Source organism: Pseudomonas emilianonis (assembly GCF_023072625.1).
Taxonomy (GTDB): domain Bacteria; phylum Pseudomonadota; class Gammaproteobacteria; order Pseudomonadales; family Pseudomonadaceae; genus Aquipseudomonas; species Aquipseudomonas paraveronii.
On record NZ_JAKNRV010000074.1, the window covers coordinates 1 to 18926 of the forward strand.

Genomic DNA, 18926 nt, shown 5'->3' on the forward strand with positions numbered 1-18926 from the left:
GACCGACCTGGGCGTATTCGAGCAGGGCGGCCTGGGGGTCGTTGTTTTCTTCGGCGATGCGGCCGAGGTTCAGGTGCGCCGAGTCCACGTGGCTTTCGCGATCATCGAGCTGCGCAAGGAGCAAGCGATCCTGCCGGTCCACCCGGCATACGCCGAATCCCAGCCCTGGCGCCAGGCGATCCGCGTGATGGGCCGCTCACTGGTGCGCCTGTTCCTGCAACCCAGCGCCAGCAACCTGGAGCGCGGGCTGATTGCCGTCGACCACGCGATCAGCCGCGTGCAGGCCACCGACGAACCCTTCGCGCCGCACTTCGATACCTCGGCCCTGCGCCGGGTGAAAAGCTACCTGCACTTTATCCGCACTTCGCTGCTGGACCCGCAATCGCCGCTGGCGGCCTACAAGCCCCAAGGCGCGCTTATGTTGAAAGGAGCTGGGCATGCCTCGTGAAATCGCGTTCCACGGCATTTACATGCCGACCATGACCCTGATGTTTTTGATCGCGGCGGGGTTGGCCTGGGCGCTGGACCGCTTCCTGGCTGGGTTCGATCTGTACCGTTTTTTCTGGCACCCGGCGTTGCTGCGCCTGAGCCTGTTCGTTTGCTTGTTCGGCGCCCTGGCGCTGACCGTCTACCGTTGAGAATGCCCCGATGAAAAAGTTTTTCAGCCTGCTCGCGACCTTGCTGGTTCTGGCTCTGGCGATCTGGATTGGCCGCACGCTGTGGGTGCATTACATGGAAACGCCCTGGACCCGCGACGGCCGCGTGCGTGCCGACATCATCAACGTCGCCGCCGACGTCACCGGCGAAGTGGTCAATGTGCCGGTGCGTGACAACCAGTTGGTGAAAAAGGGCGACCTGCTGATGCAAATCGACCCCGAGCACTACCGCCTCGCCGTCAAACAGGCACAAGCCCTTGTCGCATCGCGCAAAGCCACCTGGGAAATGCGCAAGGACAACGCCCACCGCCGCGCCGACCTCGATGCGCTGGTGATCTCCAAGGAAAACCGCGACGACGCCGGCAACATCGCTAACTCGGCCATGGCCGACTACCAGCATGCACAGGCACAACTGGAAGCCGCTGAACTGAATTTGAAACGCACTCAAGTAGTGGCGGCTGTCGACGGCTACGTCACCAACCTCAACGTGCATCGCGGCGACTACGCGCGCATCGGCGAAGCCAAGATGGCCGTGGTCGATATGAACTCGTTCTGGGTCTACGGCTTCTTCGAAGAAACCAAACTGCCCCACGTCAAAGTCGGTGATAAAGCCGATATGCAGTTGATGAGCGGTGAGACGTTGAAAGGGCACGTAGAAAGCATCTCGCGCGGCATCTACGACCGCGACAACCCCGAGAGCCGCGAACTGATCGCGGATGTGAACCCGACCTTCAACTGGGTGCGCCTGGCGCAACGGGTGCCGGTACGGATTCATATCGATGAAGTGCCGGAAGGCGTGTTGTTGGCGGCCGGCATCACCTGCACGGTGATCGTCAACCAAACGCCGAACTGAAAGGTGAGAGGGGCGGTGCGACGATTCGACTTGCCCCCGATGGCGATGTATCAGTCACTGAAGTACTGACTGATCCACCGCCATCGAGGGCAAGTCGAATCGTCGCACCGCCCCTCCCCTCCCACAGTTGACCGCGTCAAGCGTTGACAAATGTCTCATGCAGATGGCGCCACAACAGTGCGCCGCTGGCCTGCTTCTCGAACACCACGGTGGCACGGCGATCAGTCCGCTTGCCGCTGTCATCGATCTGGTGTTCGCGGTACGTCACCGTGGCACCCCGCGCATGGCGGTCAATCCCGGTCATTTCACTCAAGGTGATTTTCAACCCCGGGCGCATTCCGCCCAGGCGAGTGAACAGGGCATTGACCCCAGCCGCATTGACCCGGGTGCCGGTGGCGGGGGCGACCATGCTGAACTCGGGTGAGAAGCGCGCCAGCAAATTGTGCAAGGTGCCCTCGGGCGCAACCCCGGCAAACCATTGTTCGATCTCGACGTGGGTCTGGATCACTTCTTCGAAAAAGTCGCTGTAGTCGATCATTTATAAACTCCCATTCAAACCAAAGCGTCGCTTCAACACTTTTTCCAATAATCCTTTGGGCAGTAACGCCGCCATCAACGGCAGCGCTCGACTGCCGTTGCCCGCGCGTAATAACCGCGGCGGTGTTGGTTGTTGCACGGCTTTCAGGACGTGGTTGGCAAATTGGCTGGCCGGTGTCGGGTTGTCCTGGGAGGCCTGGGAGCGCGCGCGGATACCGTCGCGCAACGGCCACCACGGCGACTTCTCATTGATCAACAACTCAGCCTGGGCCCCGGCGTTTTTTGCAAAACGCGTATCGATCGCCCCCGGTTGCACTTCCATCACCCGCACGCCAAACGGCGCCAGCTCCATGCGCAGGGCATCGCTCAAGGCATGCACGGCTGCCTTGGAGGCGCAGTAGGCTCCGGCGAACGGCGTCACCAGCACCCCGGAAACGCTGCCGATATTTACCACCAGGCCTTTACCGCGACGCAGCGCGGGGAACAGCGCCTGGGTCACGCCGACGATGGAAAATACGTTGGTCTCGAACTGGCGCTGCATCGCTTCGGTGCCGCCGTCGAGCAACGGGCCCATGGCGCCGTAGCCGGCGTTGTTGATCAGCACATCCAGCTCGCCCCACTGCTCGGCCAGGTGTTGCAAGGCGGCGCTGTCGTTGACGTCCAGTTGCACCGCGTTGAAACCGGTCAGGTTGGCGCGATCGCCCGGGTTCGCCAGGCGCGCAGCGGCGACGCCTCCCAGGTTGACGTCCTTGACCACTGCGCCGGTGCCCGGCGCCGAGCCTTCGACGGTACAGGTCACGTCGTTCACCAACCCACTGAAATTGAGGGTGCCATCCGTTGCCGCGAGAGCGGGTTGCGATACGGCGGCGGTCACGGCAAGAATGGCCGCAACGGTGGATAGTGCGTTGTTGTTCATAGTGTTCCCGATCGTAAATTAGCTGTAGGCCCCGTCACCACTTCAAACCATGGACCTGAAGTTTGTTTGTCGTTTTCAAGTGAAGGGGACGGCGTAATTGTTCGCTGGAACCTGTGGTTTTCCCATAGAGAAGTAACGAAATTTGTCTCGTGATTGTTCGAAAAAACAATCGGCACCTATTCGAGGTTTTTCTAAATAGTGCTGTTGCAATTTTTCTGTAAGACACAACTGTCAGACACTGCTGAAAGAGTCGGTCTTAGTGTATTTCTGTATTGCTCAGTGGTTTGGCCTGGGATATACCGAGCGTGTAATGGCGAGAGTTTGTTTGTCATGAGCTGAATCCACTTATGCAGGTTTCGTGATGACTACTTCACTTTCCGATACCTATGCGGTCATGTTGCTCGATGACCATGAGATGGTTCGACAGGGGATCGAATTGGGGCTGAGCAAAGAGGCCGACCTCACTGTCATCGGCTCCTTCGGGACCGCCAGGGAGTTGTTGGAGGCGCTCGCCCAGCGGTCGGCGGATATCGTGGTGATGGACTTTATCCTGGGGCCCTCGGACATGGATGGCCTCAGTCTGATCCAGGCGCTGAGTCGACGATTCAGCCAGTGCAGGCCTATCGTTGTTGCTTCGCACTACACCCCCGCAACGGTTTCACTGGCGTTGAAAGCCGGAAGTTGGGGCGTGTTGGGCAAAACCCAGAATCTGATTGAATTGATCACGGCGATTCGCACGGTCGCCCAAGGCGGGATTTACTTGCAGCCTTGTATGTTGCCGACACTACGGGGGATACCGCCGATTCGGGATGTTTCGACAACCGGATCGAACAAAGAGTTATCGATCCCGCAACGCTTGCATGCTTGCCTCACGCCCAAGGAGCAGGAAGTACTGCGTTGTTTTTTGGATGGTATGACCGTCAATTCGATTGCGGCAAAGTTCTCGCGCAGCGCAAGTACGATCAGCACGCAAAAACAATCGGCTTATCGAAAATTGGGCATCCGGAGTGACTGCGAGCTGTTCAAGTTCTCTCACCAGTTCGGTGAGCCTCAATGACGCAGTGTCTGTAAGACGGACAGTTAAACCGGATCGTCCATATAGCGCAGCGCCAAGCGCTCCGTTGCTTCCCGCGCCGCCGGCAACAGGTGCGGCGCGACCAGCATCATGATCTGGTACACCACCACCTGCACCTCGCCTTCTCGGTCGAGAATGCGTTGGTAGTCCAGGGAAAACAGCAGGGTCAGCGTGATCTGTTCCACCAGTTGGCCCAGCGCCTGGGTGCCGCTGACCAACTGCCCCGCCGCCTGCAGCCGTGCGAGCAATGACGCCAGGGTGCGCTTGAGCGCCGTGAGCAGGTTGCGAATGCCCCTTGCCAGCTTCGGCAGGCGCCCCGCCAGGTTCGACAGGTCCTGGAACAGAAACCGGTAATGGGCCATGCGCTCGACAATCAGGTGCAGGAACAGCCAGTAATCCTGGGCCTCCAGTTGCGCGCCCGGCGGTGGGTCGAGCAGGGGCGACAGCCCACTCTGAAAACGCTCGAACAGCCCGAGCACCAGCGGCTCCTTGCCATGGAAGTGGTAGTAGAGATTGCCGGGGCTGATCCCCATTTCATTGGCCACCTCCATGGTCGACACGTTGGGTTCGCCCTTGTGGTTGAACAACTGCAGGGCACATTCGAGGATACGGTCGCGGGTCTTCATCCGGTCTTCTTAAATAGGATCGTTGAGCTCAGCGGACCCGCACGTAAGTGCCTGGCGCTGCTTCCATCGGAGGGTAATTCTGGTTGCCCAGGGCGGTGAGGGTTTCGCGTTGTACGCCCGAGCGCTGTTGAATCCAGGCCAGCCACTGTGGCCACCAACTGCCTTCGACATGGCTGGCGTCGTAGTACCAGGCGCGCGGGTCGCTGCTCAGCTTGAGGTTTTCGACGTAGTTGGCCTTGGGGTTGCCCGGCGGGTTGAGGATGCTCTGGATATGCCCGCTGTTGGACAACACGAAGCGCCGCTCACCGCCCAGCAATTGGGTGGAGCGGTACACCGCGTCCCATGGCGTGATGTGGTCGTTGATCCCGGCCACGCTGAAGCTGTCCACCGTGACCTTTTGCAGGTCGATGGGCGTGCCGCACACCTCCAGGCCACCGGGATGGCTCAGCGGGTTGTGCTTGAAGAAGTCCAGCAGGTCGCCATGCAGGGCGGCGGGCAGGCGCGTGTTGTCGTTGTTCCAGTACAGGATGTCGAAGGCCGGCGGTTCCTTGCCCAACAGGTAGTTGTTGATCCAGTAGTTCCAGATCAGGTCGTTGGGGCGCATCCAGGCAAACACCTTGGCCATGTCGCGGCCATCCAGCACGCCCTGCTGGTAGGAGCGGCGCTTGGCGGCTTCCAGGGTTTGCTCGTCGGCGAACAGGGTGGCGGGGCTGTCGATCTGGCTGTCGAGCAGGCTCACCAGATAGCTGGCGCTGGAGACACGCCGCAGTTGGCGCTTGGCTTGCAGGTGGCCTTGCAGGGCGGCGATGGTCAGGCCGCCGGCACAGGCGCCCATCAGGTTGACCTCGCGGGCGCGGGTGATGGCGCGGCAGACGTTGAGTGCCTCCTCCAGCGCGGCCACATAGGTGGACAGGCCCCATTCGCGGTGGCGTACATCCGGGTTGCGCCAGCTGACGATGAAGGTCTGCAGGCCATTTTTCAGGGCGTACTGCACAAAGCTGTTGGCTGGGCTCAGGTCGAAGATGTAGTACTTGTTGATTTGCGGCGGCACGATCAGCAGCGGTTTGGCGTACTGTTTTTCGCTCATGGGCTTGTACTGGATCAGCTCCAGCAGTTCATTGCGAAACACCACCGAGCCTGGGGTGGTGGCAACGGTCTTGCCCACTTCAAAGGCGTGCTTGCTGACCTGGCGCGGCAGGCCGTTGTTGTGCAGCAAGTCTTCGAACAGGTTGCTTACGCCGCGCACCACGCTGTTGCCGCCGGAGTTGAGCAACTCCTTGATGGCTAGCGGGTTGAGCAGGGTGTTGGAGGGCGATACCGCATCGTTGATCAGGCTGAAGGCGAAGTGCGCACGGGCGCGGTCATCGGCGTTCAGGGTGCTGTCATCGATCCAGCGGCGGGTCTGTTTCTGCCAGCTCAAATACGCCTGCAGGCTACGCCGATACAGCGGGTTGAGGGCCCAGGTCGGGTCGATGAAGCGGCTGTCGTGGGGGTTGGGTTCATGCACCGTTTCGCCGAGCAGCACGCGCCCCAGTTGGCCGCCGAGGGCCAGGGCATGACGGGCGGTATGCACCGGGTTGCGCAAACTGTGGGCGGCGACGCTGCGCAGAGTCGACAGCAAGTCCCGGCCGCGCAGGCCGGTGATCGCATTTTGCGCGTTGATGAACACGGCAGGGGTGGGCGCCGGGTTCGTCACGGGTCTTTCTCGCATGAGCCAACACTCCTTCGTCAAACCATCAACAGGCACGCCAATTCAGAACCATAGTCGGTTCTCGGCAAGTTGCGCGGCGGTGTGGTCCTTACACCGCCGGACGGGGATGAATCACCGCGCGCAGGCGCTCCTCCTCGAGAAATTTCATGATGATCGGCGCCACGGCTTCGGCGCGGGTGATCAGGAACAGGTGGCCATCATCGATGATGTGCAACTGTGCGTTGGGAATACGCCAGGCGAGCATGCGCATGTTGATCAGCGGGATCAGCGGGTCGTCGTCCCCGGCCAGCACCAGGGTCGGCTGACGGATCTTGTGCAGCCAGTGGATGCTGGTCCAGCCCAGCCCTGCGAACAGTTGCCAGTAGTAGCCCAGCTTGCCGGCCGAGCGCACTTTGCTCGCGTGTTCGGCGGCCAGTTTCGAATCGCGACGGAACGAGCCGCCATAAATCATCGGCGCAATGCGCACCACGTGGGACGGCTGGATATAGCGCCGTGGGCTCGCCATCAGCCACAGCACTTTCGGCTTGCCTGGCACCATCACCGCACCGGCGGCGGTCGCGGCGAGAATCAGCTTCTTGCAGCGCTCCGGGTAGTCGTAGGCAAACTGCTGCGCCAACGCGCCGCCCCAGGACACGCCCACCACATTCACCTGGCCATAGTCCAGGTAATCGAGCATGCGCGCGGTGAGTTTGGCCAGGCCGGGAAAGCGATACGGCCGCTTGGGCGTGGAGGAACCGCCGACGCCCGGTACATCGAAGGCGATCACTTCCAGGTCCGGGTCCAGCGCCTGGACGAACGGAAACACCAGCTCGAGGTTGGCGCCGATGCCGTTGAAGATCAGCAGCGGTGTCAAGTGCGGCTTGCCCGGGCGTACCGCCGTGCGGATGGTTTGGCCATCCAGGTCGATGGTGCGGAAGATGAACGGTTGCGGCATGTTCAAGCCCTGTGAAGTATTGCAGCTAGAATGCACTCCAAATGTGGGAGGGGGCTTGCCCCCGATGGCGTTCGGTCAGTCAATGGATCTGGTGACTGATACACCGCTATCGGGGGCAAGCCCCCTCCCACATTTGATCCCATTTCAATCCCAAAAAGGGCGCGCTACCGTTCATGCACGTAGGTGCCAGGCGCCGCTTCGGCTGCGGCGTAGGTTTTATTGCCTAATGTCGTCGGTGCCTTCTTCAACTTGCCCGCCCGTTCTGCCTGCCACACCTGCCAATGCAACCACCAGGAATCCGTGTGCTTGGTGGCATTTTCCTGCCACTCCAGCGGTTTTCCCGCCAGGCTGTCGCTGGTCTGGTAGCGCGCCTTGGGGTTGCCCGGCGGGTTAAGGATGCTCTGGATATGCCCGCTGCTGGACAGCACAAATTCCACCTTGCCGCCAAACAGTTGCGCCGACTTGTAGCAGGACTGCCACGGCGTGATGTGGTCGTTGGTGCCGGCCAATGAGTAGATATCGGCTGTGACCTGCTTGAGGTCGATCGGCGTGCCGCACACCTCCAGGGCGTTGGCGCGCACCAGCGGGTTGTTCTTGAACAGCTCGATCAGGTCGCCGTGGAAGGCCGCCGGCAAGCGCGTGGTGTCGTTGTTCCAGAACAGGATGTCGAACACCGGCGGCTCGTTGCCCAGCAGGTAGTTATTGACCCAGTAGTTCCAGATCAGGTCGTTGGGGCGCATCCAGGCAAATACCTTGGCCATGTCGCGGCCTTCCAGTACGCCGGCCTGGTAGGAATGGCGCTTGGCCGCTTCCAGTGTCTGTTCATCCACAAACAGCGCCACCTGGGTGTCCAGCGTGGTGTCGAGCACGCTCACCAGCAGGGTCAGGGCGTTGACCTTCTTCTCCCCCAGCGCCGCGTAGTGGCCGAGCAGGGCGGTGCAGGTGATGCCGCCGGAGCAGGCGCCGAGCATGTTGACGTCTTTGCTGCCGGTAATCGCAGTGACCACGTCGACCGCTTCCTTGAGCGCTTCGATGTAGGTCGAGAGGCCCCACTCGCGCTGGGCCTTGGTCGGGTTACGCCAACTGACGATAAACGTCTGCTGGCCGTTGCGCAGGCAGAAACGCGCCAGGCTCTTATCCGGGCTCAGGTCGAAGACATAGAATTTGTTGATCTGTGGCGGCACCACCAGCAGCGGGCGTTCGTGGACCTGTTCGGTGATTGGCTTGTACTGGATCAGCTCCAGCACGTCATTGCGAAACACCACCGCGCCTTCGGTGGTGCCCAGGGACTTGCCCACTTCAAAGGCGCCCATGTTGACCTGGCTCGGCATGCCGCCGTTATGCACCATGTCCTTGGCCAGGTGGGACAGGCCGTCCAGCAGGCTTTTGCCGCCGGTTTCAAAGAAGCGTTTGACCGCCGCCGGGTTGGCCGCCGTGTTGGAGGGGGCCATGGCTTCGGTCATCAGGTTGATCACGAAGTGACCGCGGCTGATGTCCTGCTCCGACAGATTGCTGTCGCCGATCCAGTCGTGCAGTTCCTTGCGCCACGCCAGGTAGGTTTGCAGGTAACGTTTGTAGAGCGGGTTCTGGCTCCAGGCGGGGTCTTGAAAGCGACGGTCATCGCTTTCGGGCACCAGCGCGGACTTGCCGAACATCACATTTTTCAATTCGACGCCAAAGTGGGCGACATGCTTGACGCTGTGCAACGGTTGTCTGATGGCTTGGCTCAGCACCATCTTCGCCGAGGCCAATAAGTCCTTTTTACGTAACGCGATGATCGGGTTCAGCCCCAAGGTGTTTTCCGAGGCCTGGCGTTTCAAGTCATCGTTATTCTTGTTACTCATCTACGACGCTCCATTGTCCGAAAGACGAGTACCGGGTACCGCTGCGCACCACCTTTCGATACACAACACAAGCCAGGTACTGCGACTCGGGTGACCGTTGATACCGCATCGTCAAATGCAGGGAACTTGCCAGTTCCATTGGTTACCCGAGTTTATTTTTTTTCGCAAGTGGGCCAATCATTGGCCACAGGAGTGGGCATTCAAGCAGATGGAATTAGAAAATGCCCTCTAAAGAGCAAGAAGCCTGGGCTAGAGCATCAGCCGCACGACCGACTGATCCGGGTCGCGGGTTTTACCGGCCGCTTTGAGTTCGGCGAGGTAATCGATCCACAGCGCGTCCTGACGCACGGCCAATTGATAGAGGTAGTCCCAGGTGAACAATCCACTGTCGTGCCCGTCGTCGAAGATCAATTTCAGTGCGTACTGACCGGCCGGTTCGATCTTGCTCAAGCGCACGTTGAGCTTGCCGAATTGCAGGATCGGTTTGCCGTGGCCCTGGACTTCGGCGGAAGGCGAATGTACCCGTAGGAATTCGGCGGGCAACTGGTAGACCTCGTCGGCGCCGTAGGTGAGGCCGAGGGTGTTTGAGGTTTTGTGCAGGTTTACAGCAGTAGGAAATTTCGACATTGATGAGGGTCCTGAATAAACCGGCTTCAAAATGTGGGAGGGGGCTTGCTCCCGATAGCTATGTGTCAGTCAGCATACATCTGTCTGACCGACCGCTATCGGGGGCAAGCCCCCTCCCACATTGAAGCAAAGCAGTGCTGTGTGAGGCTTACAGGATATAGCGAGACAGATCTTCGTTCTGCGCCAATTCGCCCAGGTGGCTGTTGACGTAGTCGGCGTCGATCTGGATCGCTTCGCCATTCTGCGCACCGGCCAGGTCGCCGGCGCTGAAGGACACTTCCTCGAGCAGGCGCTCCAGCAGGGTATGCAGGCGACGGGCACCGATGTTCTCGGTCTTCTCGTTGACCTGCCAGGCGATTTCCGCCAGGCGCTTGATGCCGTCCGGCAGGAACTCGATGGCGAGGCCTTCGGTTTTCAGCAGCTCACGGTATTGCTCGGTGAGCGAGGCGTGCGGCTCGCTGAGGATGCGTTCGAAGTCGCCCGGGGTCAGCGCCTTGAGTTCCACACGAATCGGCAGGCGGCCTTGCAGTTCCGGCACCAGGTCGCTTGGTTTGCTCAGGTGGAACGCACCGGACGCGATAAACAGGATGTGGTCGGTCTTGACCATGCCCAGCTTGGTGTTGACGGTGCAGCCTTCGATCAGCGGCAGCAGGTCGCGCTGTACGCCCTCGCGGGACACGTCGACGCCGCCGGAGTTACCGCGCTTGGCCACTTTGTCGATCTCATCGATAAACACGATGCCATGCTGCTCGACCGCTTCCAGGGCCTTGGCCTTGAGTTCTTCCTCATTGACCAGGCGCCCGGCTTCTTCGTCGCGCACCAGTTTCAGCGCTTCCTTCACCTTGAGCTTGCGGCTTTTTTTCTTGCCCTTGCCCATGTTGGCGAACAGGTTTTGTAACTGGCTGGTCATTTCTTCCATGCCAGGCGGCGCGGAGATGTCGACGCCGGACATTTCGGCGACTTCGATCTCGATTTCCTTGTCGTCCAACTGGCCTTCACGCAGGCGCTTGCGGAACAGCTGACGGGTGTTGGAATCCGAGGCCGGTGCGGCGTCTTCGTTGAAGCCCATGCGGGCCGGTGGCAGCAGGGCGTCGAGGATACGTTCTTCGGCGGCGTCTTCGGCGCGGTGGCTGACCTTGGTCATTTCCTGTTCGCGCAGCAGTTTCAGAGCAGCGTCGGCCAGGTCACGAATGATCGATTCAACGTCGCGGCCCACGTAGCCGACTTCGGTGAACTTGGTCGCTTCGACCTTGATGAACGGGGCATTGGCCAGCTTGGCCAGGCGCCGGGCGATCTCGGTTTTACCGACGCCGGTCGGGCCGATCATCAGGATGTTCTTCGGCGTTACTTCAACGCGCAGTTCTTCCGGCAGTTGCATCCGGCGCCAGCGGTTACGCAGCGCAATGGCAACGGCGCGCTTGGCATCGTCCTGGCCGATGATATGGCGATTGAGTTCATGGACGATTTCGCGGGGAGTCATGGACATAGTGTTTGCGGTCCTCAAGCGGGAATAAGCCTACGGCTTACTCGGCGAGGTCCTGCTCCTCAATGGTGAAGTTGTGGTTGGTGAACACGCAGATATCGCCGGCGATACCGAGTGCGGTCTCGACGATTTCGCGGGCCGACAGGTCGGTTTTCTTCAACAGTGCGCTGGCTGCCGCTTGGGCGAAGCCACCGCCGGAACCCATGGCGATCAGCCCGTGTTCAGGCTCAACCACATCGCCGTTACCGGTGATGATCAGGGACGCGTCTTTGTTGGCGACGGCCAGCATGGCTTCGAGGCGGCTGAGGGAGCGGTCGGTGCGCCATTCTTTGGCGAGTTCGACGGCGGCGCGAACCAAATGACCCTGGTGTTTTTCCAGTTGGCCTTCGAAACGCTCGAACAGGGTGAAGGCGTCGGCGGTAGCGCCGGCAAAGCCCGCGAGCACCTGGCCGTGGTACAGGAGGCGCACTTTCTTTGCGTTGCCTTTCATCACGGTATTGCCAAGAGAAACCTGGCCGTCGCCGCCCATGACGACTTTGCCGTGGCGACGTACTGAAACGATGGTGGTCAAGAGGAGAGTCTCCACGCAGCGGGGCGAAAATGCCCTGGTGGGAACTGATATGGGGGTAGCGGGGATGATTTCAACCTTGGGAGGTTGGTACGGACGAATGGTGTCTATTGGTCTGACACACTTTCGAGAACCACCTAAAACCAATGTGGGAGGGGCGGTGCGACGATTCGACTTGCCCCCGATCGCGGTGTATCAGTCGCCGAAAATATTGACTGATCTACCGCTATCGGGGGCAAGCCCCTCCCACATTTTGATCCGTATTGGCTTTAGATCAGCGGCTCTGGCGCTGTTGTAACAACAGGTTGCTAAAGCCCGCGCCGGCCAATTGTTTCTGCGCCACGGTCAGTTGTTCACGGTTGCTGAACGGCCCCACCAACACGCGATACCACGTCGCGTCCTTCACGGTGCCGGACTCCACCGTGACCGCCTGGCCCAGCAGGATGATCTGCGCACGCACGCGATCGGCGTCCGCCTGTTTCGGGAACGAGCCCGCCTGCAGGAAGAACGAAACGGGCGATTTTTACGATGCCGAGGCCGTCGATGCGTTTCTCGATAACGCGCCGCAGATGATCGACTTTTTCCAGCGAGAGACCGAGGTCCGGTTCATTCCGACCCTCTATCCGGATTACCACCCGGACGTGGGCGGTGGCGTCGATATCGGCCGTTCGATCCTCGCCGCGCCTTTCGACATTCGCCGGCTGGGCGCCGACATGGCACGCCTGCGACCGCCGCTCAAAACCATCACGTTCATTGGGATGATGTTCAATTCGTCGAATGCCGACCTCAAGCATTTCTTCAATGCGACCAAATCCCTGACCTCGTTCCTCTATGTCGCAAAGCGCCTGATGACGCATGCCAAGGAGTTGCTGCTTTACCGGCGCGGCATCCAGGTCACCAGCGGCAATGCCTTGGCCGCGCGGCTGGCGAAATCGGCGCTGGACCTGGGGATTCCGATCCTGACGCAAACCAGCGCCCGGCAATTGTTGAAAAGCGCAGACCGGGTAACGGGGGTGATCGCTCAGACCGAAGGCGGCGAGTTGCGTTTTGAAGCCCGCCACGCCGTGGTACTGGCCAGCGGCGGGTTTTCCCATGACCTGCAACGCTTGAAGCAGGCCTATCCCCATGTGCGTCGCGGTGGCGAGCATTTCTCACCGGTGCCGCAGACCAACACCGGGGATGGCGCACGCATGGCTGAGGCGTTGGGCGGTAGCGTCGATATTCGGCTCAAGGCGCCCGCTGCCTGGATGCCCGTCTCGAAAGTGCCGATGGGGCACGGCACGTTCACGGCCTTTCCGCATTTGCTCGATCGCTACAAGCCCGGCGTGATCGGTGTGACCCGCAATGGCCAACGGTTCACCAACGAGTCCAACTCCTACCACGACGTCGGCGCGGCGATGATCGAAGCCTGTGCCGATCAGAGCGAAACCGCCATGTGGTTGATCTGCGACCGCCGGACCATGGCCAAGTACGGCCTGGGTTACGCCAAGCCGGCGCCGATGCCCCTCGGGCCATTGCTGCGCAATGGCTACCTGCACAGCGGCCGCACCCTGGCTGAATTGGCGCAGAGCGCCGGGCTCGACGCGGCCGGGCTGGAACAGACTGTGCGTGACTACAATCGCACGGCGGGGCAGGGCGTGGATCGGCAGTTCGGCCGTGGCACCACGGCCTTCAACTGCTACCTTGCCGACCCGCAGAACCTGCCGAACCCGTGCGTGGCGCCGATTGGCGACGGCCCTTACTACGCCCTCAAAGTCATCATGGGCGATCTCGGCACCTTTGACGGCATCAAAACCAGCGTCTGCGGTGAAGTGCTCGATCATCAGGGCCAGGCGATCGATGGGCTGTACGCGGTGGGCAACGACCGCGCGAGCATCATGGGCGGCAACTATCCCGCCGCCGGTATCACGCTCGGGCCGATCATGACTTTCGGCTACCTCACGGGCCTGCACCTGGCTCGGGTGGCCGCCGCAAAGACACCGGGCAAGCCTCGGCAGGAGGTGGCCTGATGAATCACAAGCCGGTCATCGACCACCGTATCTACACCATTCGCCCACGGGGCATGCCCGAGTTCATCGAGGTCTTTGATCGCCTGGCGATGCCGGTTTTGCTCGAGCATCTGGGTGCGCCGCTGGGGTTCTATACCAGCAGCATCGGCCCTTTGAACCAGGTCGTGCACCTGTGGGGCTACGACAGTCTCGATGACTTCGAGCGACGCAGTCAGGCGCGGGATAGCGATCCCCGCTTCCCGGTCTACCTGCAGGCTTCGGCGCATCTGATCGTTGCCCAGGAAACCCGGATTATCCGTCCGGTGCGGTTCCACAGCCTCGGCAGCGCTTGATCTGCCGGTTGCCGTTTCACCCCAATAAAAAAGCGGGCGCAGTGGTTGAGCGCCCCCACAACACAGAGGTGACTTTTATGCTGACCACTCAACCCATCGACATTCACGCGCTGATCAACAGTCGCCCCATTGGCGGCTTTCAGAAGTGGGTGGTGTTTCTCGGTTTCCTGATCATCGGCCTGGATGGCTTCGATGTGGCAATCATGGGCTTTATCGCACCGCAATTGAAAATGGACTGGGGCTTGAGCCATCAGCAGTTGGGCCCGGTGCTGAGCGCGGCGTTGATTGGCCTGGCGGTTGGCGCATTGGTCGCCGGGCCGCTGGCCGACCGTTACGGGCGTAAGATCGTGCTGGTGAGCAGTGTGTCCATGTTTGGCTTGTGGACGCTGGCGACGGCGTTTTCCCCGGACATCAGCACCATGGTGATCTTGCGCTTCCTCACCGGGTTGGGGCTCGGCGCGGCCATGCCGAATGCCAGTACCTTGGTGTCGGAGTACGCGCCGCAGCGCAGCCGTTCGTTCCTGATTACGGTGGCGTTTTGCGGGTTCTCCCTGGGCGCCGCCGGAGGCGGGTTTCTGTCAGCCTGGATGATCCCGGCCTTCGGCTGGAAAAGCATGCTGATTCTGGGCGGCGTCTTGCCCCTGCTGGTGGCGCCGTTGCTGTATTTCAAACTGCCCGAGTCGGTGACCTTCCTGGTCGCCAAGCGGGCGCCGAACGCACGTATCCGCGCCATTGTGGAAAAACTCGCGCCGGGCGTCAGTCACGCGAAATCGACCTTCTGCCTGCCGGCTCATCCGCTGATGCGCGCTTCGGCGATGCGCATCGTATTGTCCCCGTCCTATCGCGTCGGCACGTTGATGTTGTGGAGCGGTTATGTGCTGGCGTTGTTTCTGGTCTACCTGTTCAGCGGCTGGTTACCGACCCTGGTGAAAGAGGGGGGCGGTTACAGCGTGGCGGACGCGGCCATTGTGACCGCGATGTTCCAGATCGGCGGACCCGCCGGCGCGCTGTGTGTCGGTTGGGTCATGGATCGCTGGAATAAATACCGGGTGTTGATGGCGGTGTTCGTGTTGAGCGGTGGGGTGATTTATGCGATCGGCCAGGCGACGGGGCACTTCCTCCTGCTGTGCCTGATCGCGTGGCTGGTCGGGTTCGGCCTCAATGGCGCCAGCGTCGGCATGAATGCGCTGGCCGCCACGTTCTACCCCACCCAGGCGCGAGCCACTGGCGCCAGTTGGATGAGCGGCATCGGTCGTTTGGGCGCCATCCTCAGCGCCTTTGCCGGCGCGCAGATGCTGAGTTGGGGCTGGACCTTCGCGCAAGTGTTTGCAGCGCTGGTGGTGCCTTGCGGTCTGGCAGCCCTCGCGATCTATGGGTTGGGACGTAGCGCCGGCGCGCTGTCGAACGATCGACAGGGCGTGTCTGCGCCACCGAGCCGGACCCATTCCTAGACCTTGAAACGCTCCACGAGCTTTTCCAGCTCATGCCCCAGCCGCGCCAGTTCGTTACTCGACGCGGCAGTTTCTTCGCAGGTGTTTGCCGTCTGGTCGGAGATGTCGCGAACGTTGATCACGCTGCGATTGATCTCCTCGGTGACGGCGCTTTGCTGTTCCGCCGCCGTGGCAATCTGCTGATTCATCGCCTGAATGATCGAGACCTTGCTGGTGATGTTTTCCAGCGCGCTGACGACGCGGTGGGTGTATTCCACGCTGCTTTCGCTCAGCAACAGGCTGCTTTCCATGCCGGTGGCCACTGCTTGGGTGCCGCTTTGTACGCCGGCGACCAGGATTTCAATTTCTTCGGTGGAGCGCTGGGTACGCAGGGCGAGGTTGCGCACCTCGTCAGCCACGACCGCAAAACCGCGACCGGCCTCTCCGGCGCGGGCGGCTTCAATCGCAGCGTTCAGCGCCAGCAGGTTGGTTTGCTGGGCTACGGCTTTGATCACATCCAGTACGCCGCCGATTTTATCGCTTTGTTCCTGGAGGTGGCGCACGGCGTCTGCCGACTGGTTGAGTTCTGCCGCCAGGCGCTGGATCTGCGCGATGGCTTCCCCCACGATCTGCTCGCCCTCGCAGGCTTGCTGATCCGCAGCGGACGCGGCGGCGGAGGCCTCCTCGGCGTTGCGGGCGACGTTGTGGACGGTGGCGGTCATCTCGTTCATTGAGGTGGCGACATGATCCGTTTCGGCTTTCTGGTTGCTGATGCCGGAATTCGTTTGCTCGGTGACCGCCGACAGCTGTTCGGCAGCGCTGGCAACCTGGATGACGCCGGATCGAATGCCGTCGATCAGCTCATGAAGGTTGAGCATCATCTGTTGGAGGCCTGACTGCAGTTGGCCCAGTTCATCACGCCGGGTCACCGCCACATGCTCGGTCAAATCGCCCCGGGCAATGCGGTTCACCGCCTGGAGCGTGTGCTGCAGTGGATTGACGATTTGCCGTGTGATGACCCATGCGGCGAGTGCGCCCAGCAGCAGGGCCAGGGTCGCGACGAGTCCGAGCGAGGTCTTGGCGGACGCGGCATCGGAATCGCGTTTGGTATTTTGCGATTCAATCAGTTTTTGCGTGGTGTCGAGCAGCACGTCACCCAACTGTCCCATCCGTTTAAACAGGGATGCTTGGTCAACGTTGGGCGTGGACAGGTCGTGCAGCAGTTGGCCGTACTCTTTGGCCGCATTTCCCTGCTGTTGAATCAGGTCTTGATCCCGTGGGTCGATGAACTTTTCGCTGATGCTGTCCAGGTGGGCTACTAGGCGGTCCAGGGTTTGCTGCAGCGGTTGATAGGCATCCGGTTGACTGTTCGTACCGATGCGTAAACGAATGATGCGCAAGTCTTTGGTGTAATCGCTGATCTGAGCAATTTCCTCAACCTTAAGCCCACGATCGGTCAATGTCACAACGGCGTACCAGCCGGTGGCGGCCAGCAGCAATGCAAGCCCCAGTACCAGGCCGAATCCCAAACTTAATTTAGCACTGACTCGGATATTGCTGATCCAGCCGAACATATGGACTCCAGGTTGTAACGCAGGTTGAGTGATCCTTGATTCCCTGAATGTCGACCATCCATCCCAATGCTTTAGTTTTAGTCTAACGGTCGCGTTGTTCCGAAGGACAATTCGCGCCGTGTCTAAAAATGTTGGAATGTGCGAGACATTGTGGGGCGGTGGGACTGAAAGGTTACAGCCCACGTCTGCCGGGCGTTGGAGAAGAGGCTGGCTCTTCAACTAAGGGGGTGTTTGCGAGCGTAACAGTGTGGCCTTGTACTTTAGTCGAATATTCAGAAGGTCCGGGTTATGGCTGGCCCGTATTCAGGGCTCTAACGCTCGAAAAAAGTGCAGGGTCGTAATTAGGGATTTATATCTCGATCGCTTTTTTTAGATAGGAAAACAGCTGGTCCTGGCAAGCCCTGTATTGGTTTTCAAGGGTCTCCACCTCACACATGCGGGCCAGCCATACCTCATCACAGGCCGCTTCTAAATGATTGACGGTTGTCATCCAGATCGTTTGGGCGTTCGCCGTCGCTCGGAGTAATTGCAACAGTTCTTCATTTACCTGAAGGGTGTTGGGTGAAGAGTGTATGAGCGACATTAAAAGTACCGAGAGTCGATTTTAATCGTGGTTGGTTTTTCTATCGCGCACTATAAAGCCCTGCTCGTGAGGGGCAGTATTCGACTAATGGCTAACGAGGCGGCGCAGTAAATTTGGATTTTTTTGGTGCGGATATTCACCCGACTTATAATGTTGCCCGCGCAGCTACAGTGGTTTGTCGCATTAAGCAGGTGATTCGATTCAGCTGGTAAGTTGAGTCTGCCTTTAACCGTTATTCAATAAAATACTGCGGCGGTAGTTGCGTCTTAGATGCAAAAACACGATGGCTTGCCAGTGTCCTTTCAGCAGGATGGCCACCGCCGGACCGGGGCAAATCCTGGCAATGCCCCAACCGATGCCAAATAACAGGCTGCCGCCAACCAGGCGTCGGTCCAGTTCACGCTTGCTGGGGAACTGCATGGGGCTTGCCCAGTCATGGGTGACAGGCGCGGTTCAGGCACGCCTGGAAGTCGCTAGTCTAGGCTCATGAGCCAATCGATTTGACCAGTAGGGCCACCGCAACCAGCATCGACACGGCGGCAAACCCGCGTTGCAAGTGCGGGCCTGCCAGCCGCGCTGCGATCAGGCGCCCGCAGGCCATTCCAAACAATGCACCGATGGAGAACGGCAGGGCAATCGCCCACTGCAGATGCCCGGCCGCAGAGCTGGCGGCAACGCCGGATATCGACACCAGCGCAATCACCGCCAGAGACGTCGCCAGCACCGACTGCGCGGTCAAATTTGTGTATCGCTGCAGCGCCGGCACCATCACAAAGCCGCCGCCCACCCCGAGCAAGCCCGAAAGCCCGCCCGCAACCACGCCCGACACCGTGAGCGCCCAAGCGCACGGCGCCGTCCAGTTCAGCTTGCCTCGTTGGGCGTCCAATACGCAGGGCGGCGGCTTGGTCGCGACGGCGGCCTTTGATGTCGGGGACGGCGGCAACGACCGTTTGAATACCCGGAACGCCACATACATCAGCACGCAGGCAAATATGATCGTCAACGGACGATTCGGCGTGCGCTGCGCCAACCAAAGGCCCAGGGGCGAACAGATGATCCCAGCGGCGGCAATCAACAGCGCTGCCTTGTAGCGGTCTCGCCGTACCTTTCTCCTGCCGCCGCGGCGCCTGCGGGTCGTGCAAGGTCAAGGTGGTGTCAGGCCGGTACC

At 60.5% G+C, this 18926-nt stretch carries 18 protein-coding genes and 4 pseudogenes; 8 read left to right on the forward strand and 14 right to left on the reverse strand.

Annotated elements, in window-relative coordinates; genetic code table 11:
• The 3 genes from L9Z73_RS10640 to L9Z73_RS10650 form a co-directional block, all read left to right on the forward strand.
• The coding region (locus L9Z73_RS10640) for an FUSC family protein (protein ID WP_282598580.1) at nucleotides 1-448 on the forward strand (448 nt) is incomplete at its 5' end.
• Nucleotides 438-638 carry a DUF1656 domain-containing protein gene (locus tag L9Z73_RS10645; RefSeq protein ID WP_071486049.1) on the forward strand — a complete coding sequence of 67 codons (201 nt, stop codon included), beginning with the start codon at nucleotides 438-440 and terminating at the stop codon, nucleotides 636-638. The genes L9Z73_RS10640 and L9Z73_RS10645, both read left to right, overlap by 11 nt.
• Before the next feature lie 10 nt (nucleotides 639-648).
• Nucleotides 649-1509, forward strand: coding sequence for an efflux RND transporter periplasmic adaptor subunit (locus L9Z73_RS10650; RefSeq protein WP_247399849.1), 861 nt, complete (start codon nucleotides 649-651; stop codon nucleotides 1507-1509).
• Nucleotides 1510-1645: 136 nt separating this feature from the next.
• Here L9Z73_RS10650 and L9Z73_RS10655 read toward each other — a convergent pair whose 3' ends face one another.
• Both L9Z73_RS10655 and L9Z73_RS10660 read right to left on the reverse strand, forming a co-directional pair.
• Nucleotides 1646-2047 (reverse strand): DUF4440 domain-containing protein, encoded by a 402-nt coding sequence (locus L9Z73_RS10655; protein WP_247399851.1) that lies wholly within the window; start codon nucleotides 2045-2047, stop codon nucleotides 1646-1648.
• Nucleotides 2048-2962: an SDR family oxidoreductase gene (locus tag L9Z73_RS10660; protein WP_247399853.1), complete on the reverse strand. Its 915-nt coding sequence runs from the start codon at nucleotides 2960-2962 to the stop codon at nucleotides 2048-2050. It abuts the gene before it with no gap.
• A gap of 361 nt (nucleotides 2963-3323) precedes the next feature.
• On the opposite strand from L9Z73_RS10660, the gene L9Z73_RS10665 reads away from it, so the two are divergent.
• Entirely contained in the window at nucleotides 3324-4019 is a 696-nt protein-coding gene (locus tag L9Z73_RS10665) for a response regulator transcription factor (protein WP_247399855.1), read from the forward strand.
• A 23-nt stretch (nucleotides 4020-4042) separates the two neighbouring features.
• On the opposite strand, the gene L9Z73_RS10670 is transcribed toward L9Z73_RS10665, so the two are convergent.
• The 8 genes and pseudogenes from L9Z73_RS10670 to L9Z73_RS10705 form a co-directional block, all read right to left on the reverse strand.
• Nucleotides 4043-4663 (reverse strand): TetR/AcrR family transcriptional regulator, encoded by a 621-nt coding sequence (locus L9Z73_RS10670; RefSeq protein ID WP_247399865.1) that lies wholly within the window; start codon nucleotides 4661-4663, stop codon nucleotides 4043-4045.
• Nucleotides 4664-4691: 28 nt separating this feature from the next.
• A complete protein-coding gene (gene phaC / locus L9Z73_RS10675; RefSeq protein WP_247399867.1) occupies nucleotides 4692-6374 on the reverse strand; it encodes a class II poly(R)-hydroxyalkanoic acid synthase in 1683 nt (560 codons plus the stop codon).
• An 88-nt stretch (nucleotides 6375-6462) separates the two neighbouring features.
• A complete protein-coding gene (gene phaZ / locus L9Z73_RS10680; protein WP_247399872.1) occupies nucleotides 6463-7308 on the reverse strand; it encodes a poly(3-hydroxyalkanoate) depolymerase in 846 nt (281 codons plus the stop codon).
• 164 nt (nucleotides 7309-7472) lie between these two features.
• A complete protein-coding gene (phaC, locus tag L9Z73_RS10685) occupies nucleotides 7473-9152 on the reverse strand; it encodes a class II poly(R)-hydroxyalkanoic acid synthase (protein ID WP_247399877.1) in 1680 nt (559 codons plus the stop codon).
• A gap of 249 nt (nucleotides 9153-9401) precedes the next feature.
• Complete coding sequence (locus tag L9Z73_RS10690; protein ID WP_247399879.1) at nucleotides 9402-9779, reverse strand: gamma-butyrobetaine hydroxylase-like domain-containing protein; 378 nt, start codon at nucleotides 9777-9779, stop codon at nucleotides 9402-9404.
• Between the two features lie 148 nt (nucleotides 9780-9927).
• Nucleotides 9928-11265, reverse strand: a complete 1338-nt coding sequence (gene hslU, locus L9Z73_RS10695) for an ATP-dependent protease ATPase subunit HslU (RefSeq protein WP_247399881.1) — start codon at nucleotides 11263-11265, stop codon at nucleotides 9928-9930.
• Nucleotides 11266-11302: 37 nt separating this feature from the next.
• Nucleotides 11303-11833 carry an ATP-dependent protease subunit HslV gene (gene hslV, locus L9Z73_RS10700; RefSeq protein WP_247399883.1) on the reverse strand — a complete coding sequence of 177 codons (531 nt, stop codon included), beginning with the start codon at nucleotides 11831-11833 and terminating at the stop codon, nucleotides 11303-11305.
• A gap of 271 nt (nucleotides 11834-12104) precedes the next feature.
• Nucleotides 12105-12350 (reverse strand): annotated as a pseudogene (locus L9Z73_RS10705) (SPOR domain-containing protein); the annotation flags it as partial.
• Between L9Z73_RS10705 and L9Z73_RS10710 the strand changes: the two are divergent.
• The 3 genes and pseudogenes from L9Z73_RS10710 to L9Z73_RS10720 all read left to right on the forward strand — a co-directional run.
• Nucleotides 12334-13839, forward strand: a pseudogene (locus L9Z73_RS10710) (FAD-dependent oxidoreductase); the annotation flags it as partial. The pseudogenes L9Z73_RS10705 and L9Z73_RS10710 sit on opposite strands and share 17 nt — an antisense overlap.
• Nucleotides 13839-14171 (forward strand): NIPSNAP family protein, encoded by a 333-nt coding sequence (locus L9Z73_RS10715; protein ID WP_247399884.1) that lies wholly within the window; start codon nucleotides 13839-13841, stop codon nucleotides 14169-14171. The pseudogene L9Z73_RS10710 and the gene L9Z73_RS10715, both read left to right, overlap by 1 nt.
• A gap of 77 nt (nucleotides 14172-14248) precedes the next feature.
• Complete coding sequence (locus L9Z73_RS10720; RefSeq protein ID WP_247399886.1) at nucleotides 14249-15622, forward strand: MFS transporter; 1374 nt, start codon at nucleotides 14249-14251, stop codon at nucleotides 15620-15622.
• On the opposite strand, the gene L9Z73_RS10725 is transcribed toward L9Z73_RS10720, so the two are convergent.
• From L9Z73_RS10725 to L9Z73_RS10740, 4 genes and pseudogenes are all read right to left on the reverse strand, one after another.
• Nucleotides 15619-17175 carry a methyl-accepting chemotaxis protein gene (locus L9Z73_RS10725; protein WP_247399891.1) on the reverse strand — a complete coding sequence of 519 codons (1557 nt, stop codon included), beginning with the start codon at nucleotides 17173-17175 and terminating at the stop codon, nucleotides 15619-15621. The two genes, L9Z73_RS10720 and L9Z73_RS10725, sit on opposite strands and share 4 nt — an antisense overlap.
• A 349-nt stretch (nucleotides 17176-17524) precedes the next feature.
• Nucleotides 17525-17758, reverse strand: a complete 234-nt coding sequence (locus tag L9Z73_RS10730) for a hypothetical protein (protein ID WP_247399888.1) — start codon at nucleotides 17756-17758, stop codon at nucleotides 17525-17527.
• Nucleotides 17759-17983: 225 nt separating this feature from the next.
• Nucleotides 17984-18184, reverse strand: a pseudogene (locus tag L9Z73_RS10735) (DUF6691 family protein); the annotation flags it as partial.
• Between the two features lie 58 nt (nucleotides 18185-18242).
• Nucleotides 18243-18833, reverse strand: a complete 591-nt coding sequence (locus tag L9Z73_RS10740) for a sulfite exporter TauE/SafE family protein (protein WP_247399890.1) — start codon at nucleotides 18831-18833, stop codon at nucleotides 18243-18245.
• Between the two features lie 2 nt (nucleotides 18834-18835).
• On the opposite strand from L9Z73_RS10740, the pseudogene L9Z73_RS10745 reads away from it, so the two are divergent.
• Nucleotides 18836-18926, forward strand: a pseudogene (locus L9Z73_RS10745) (2Fe-2S iron-sulfur cluster-binding protein); the annotation flags it as partial.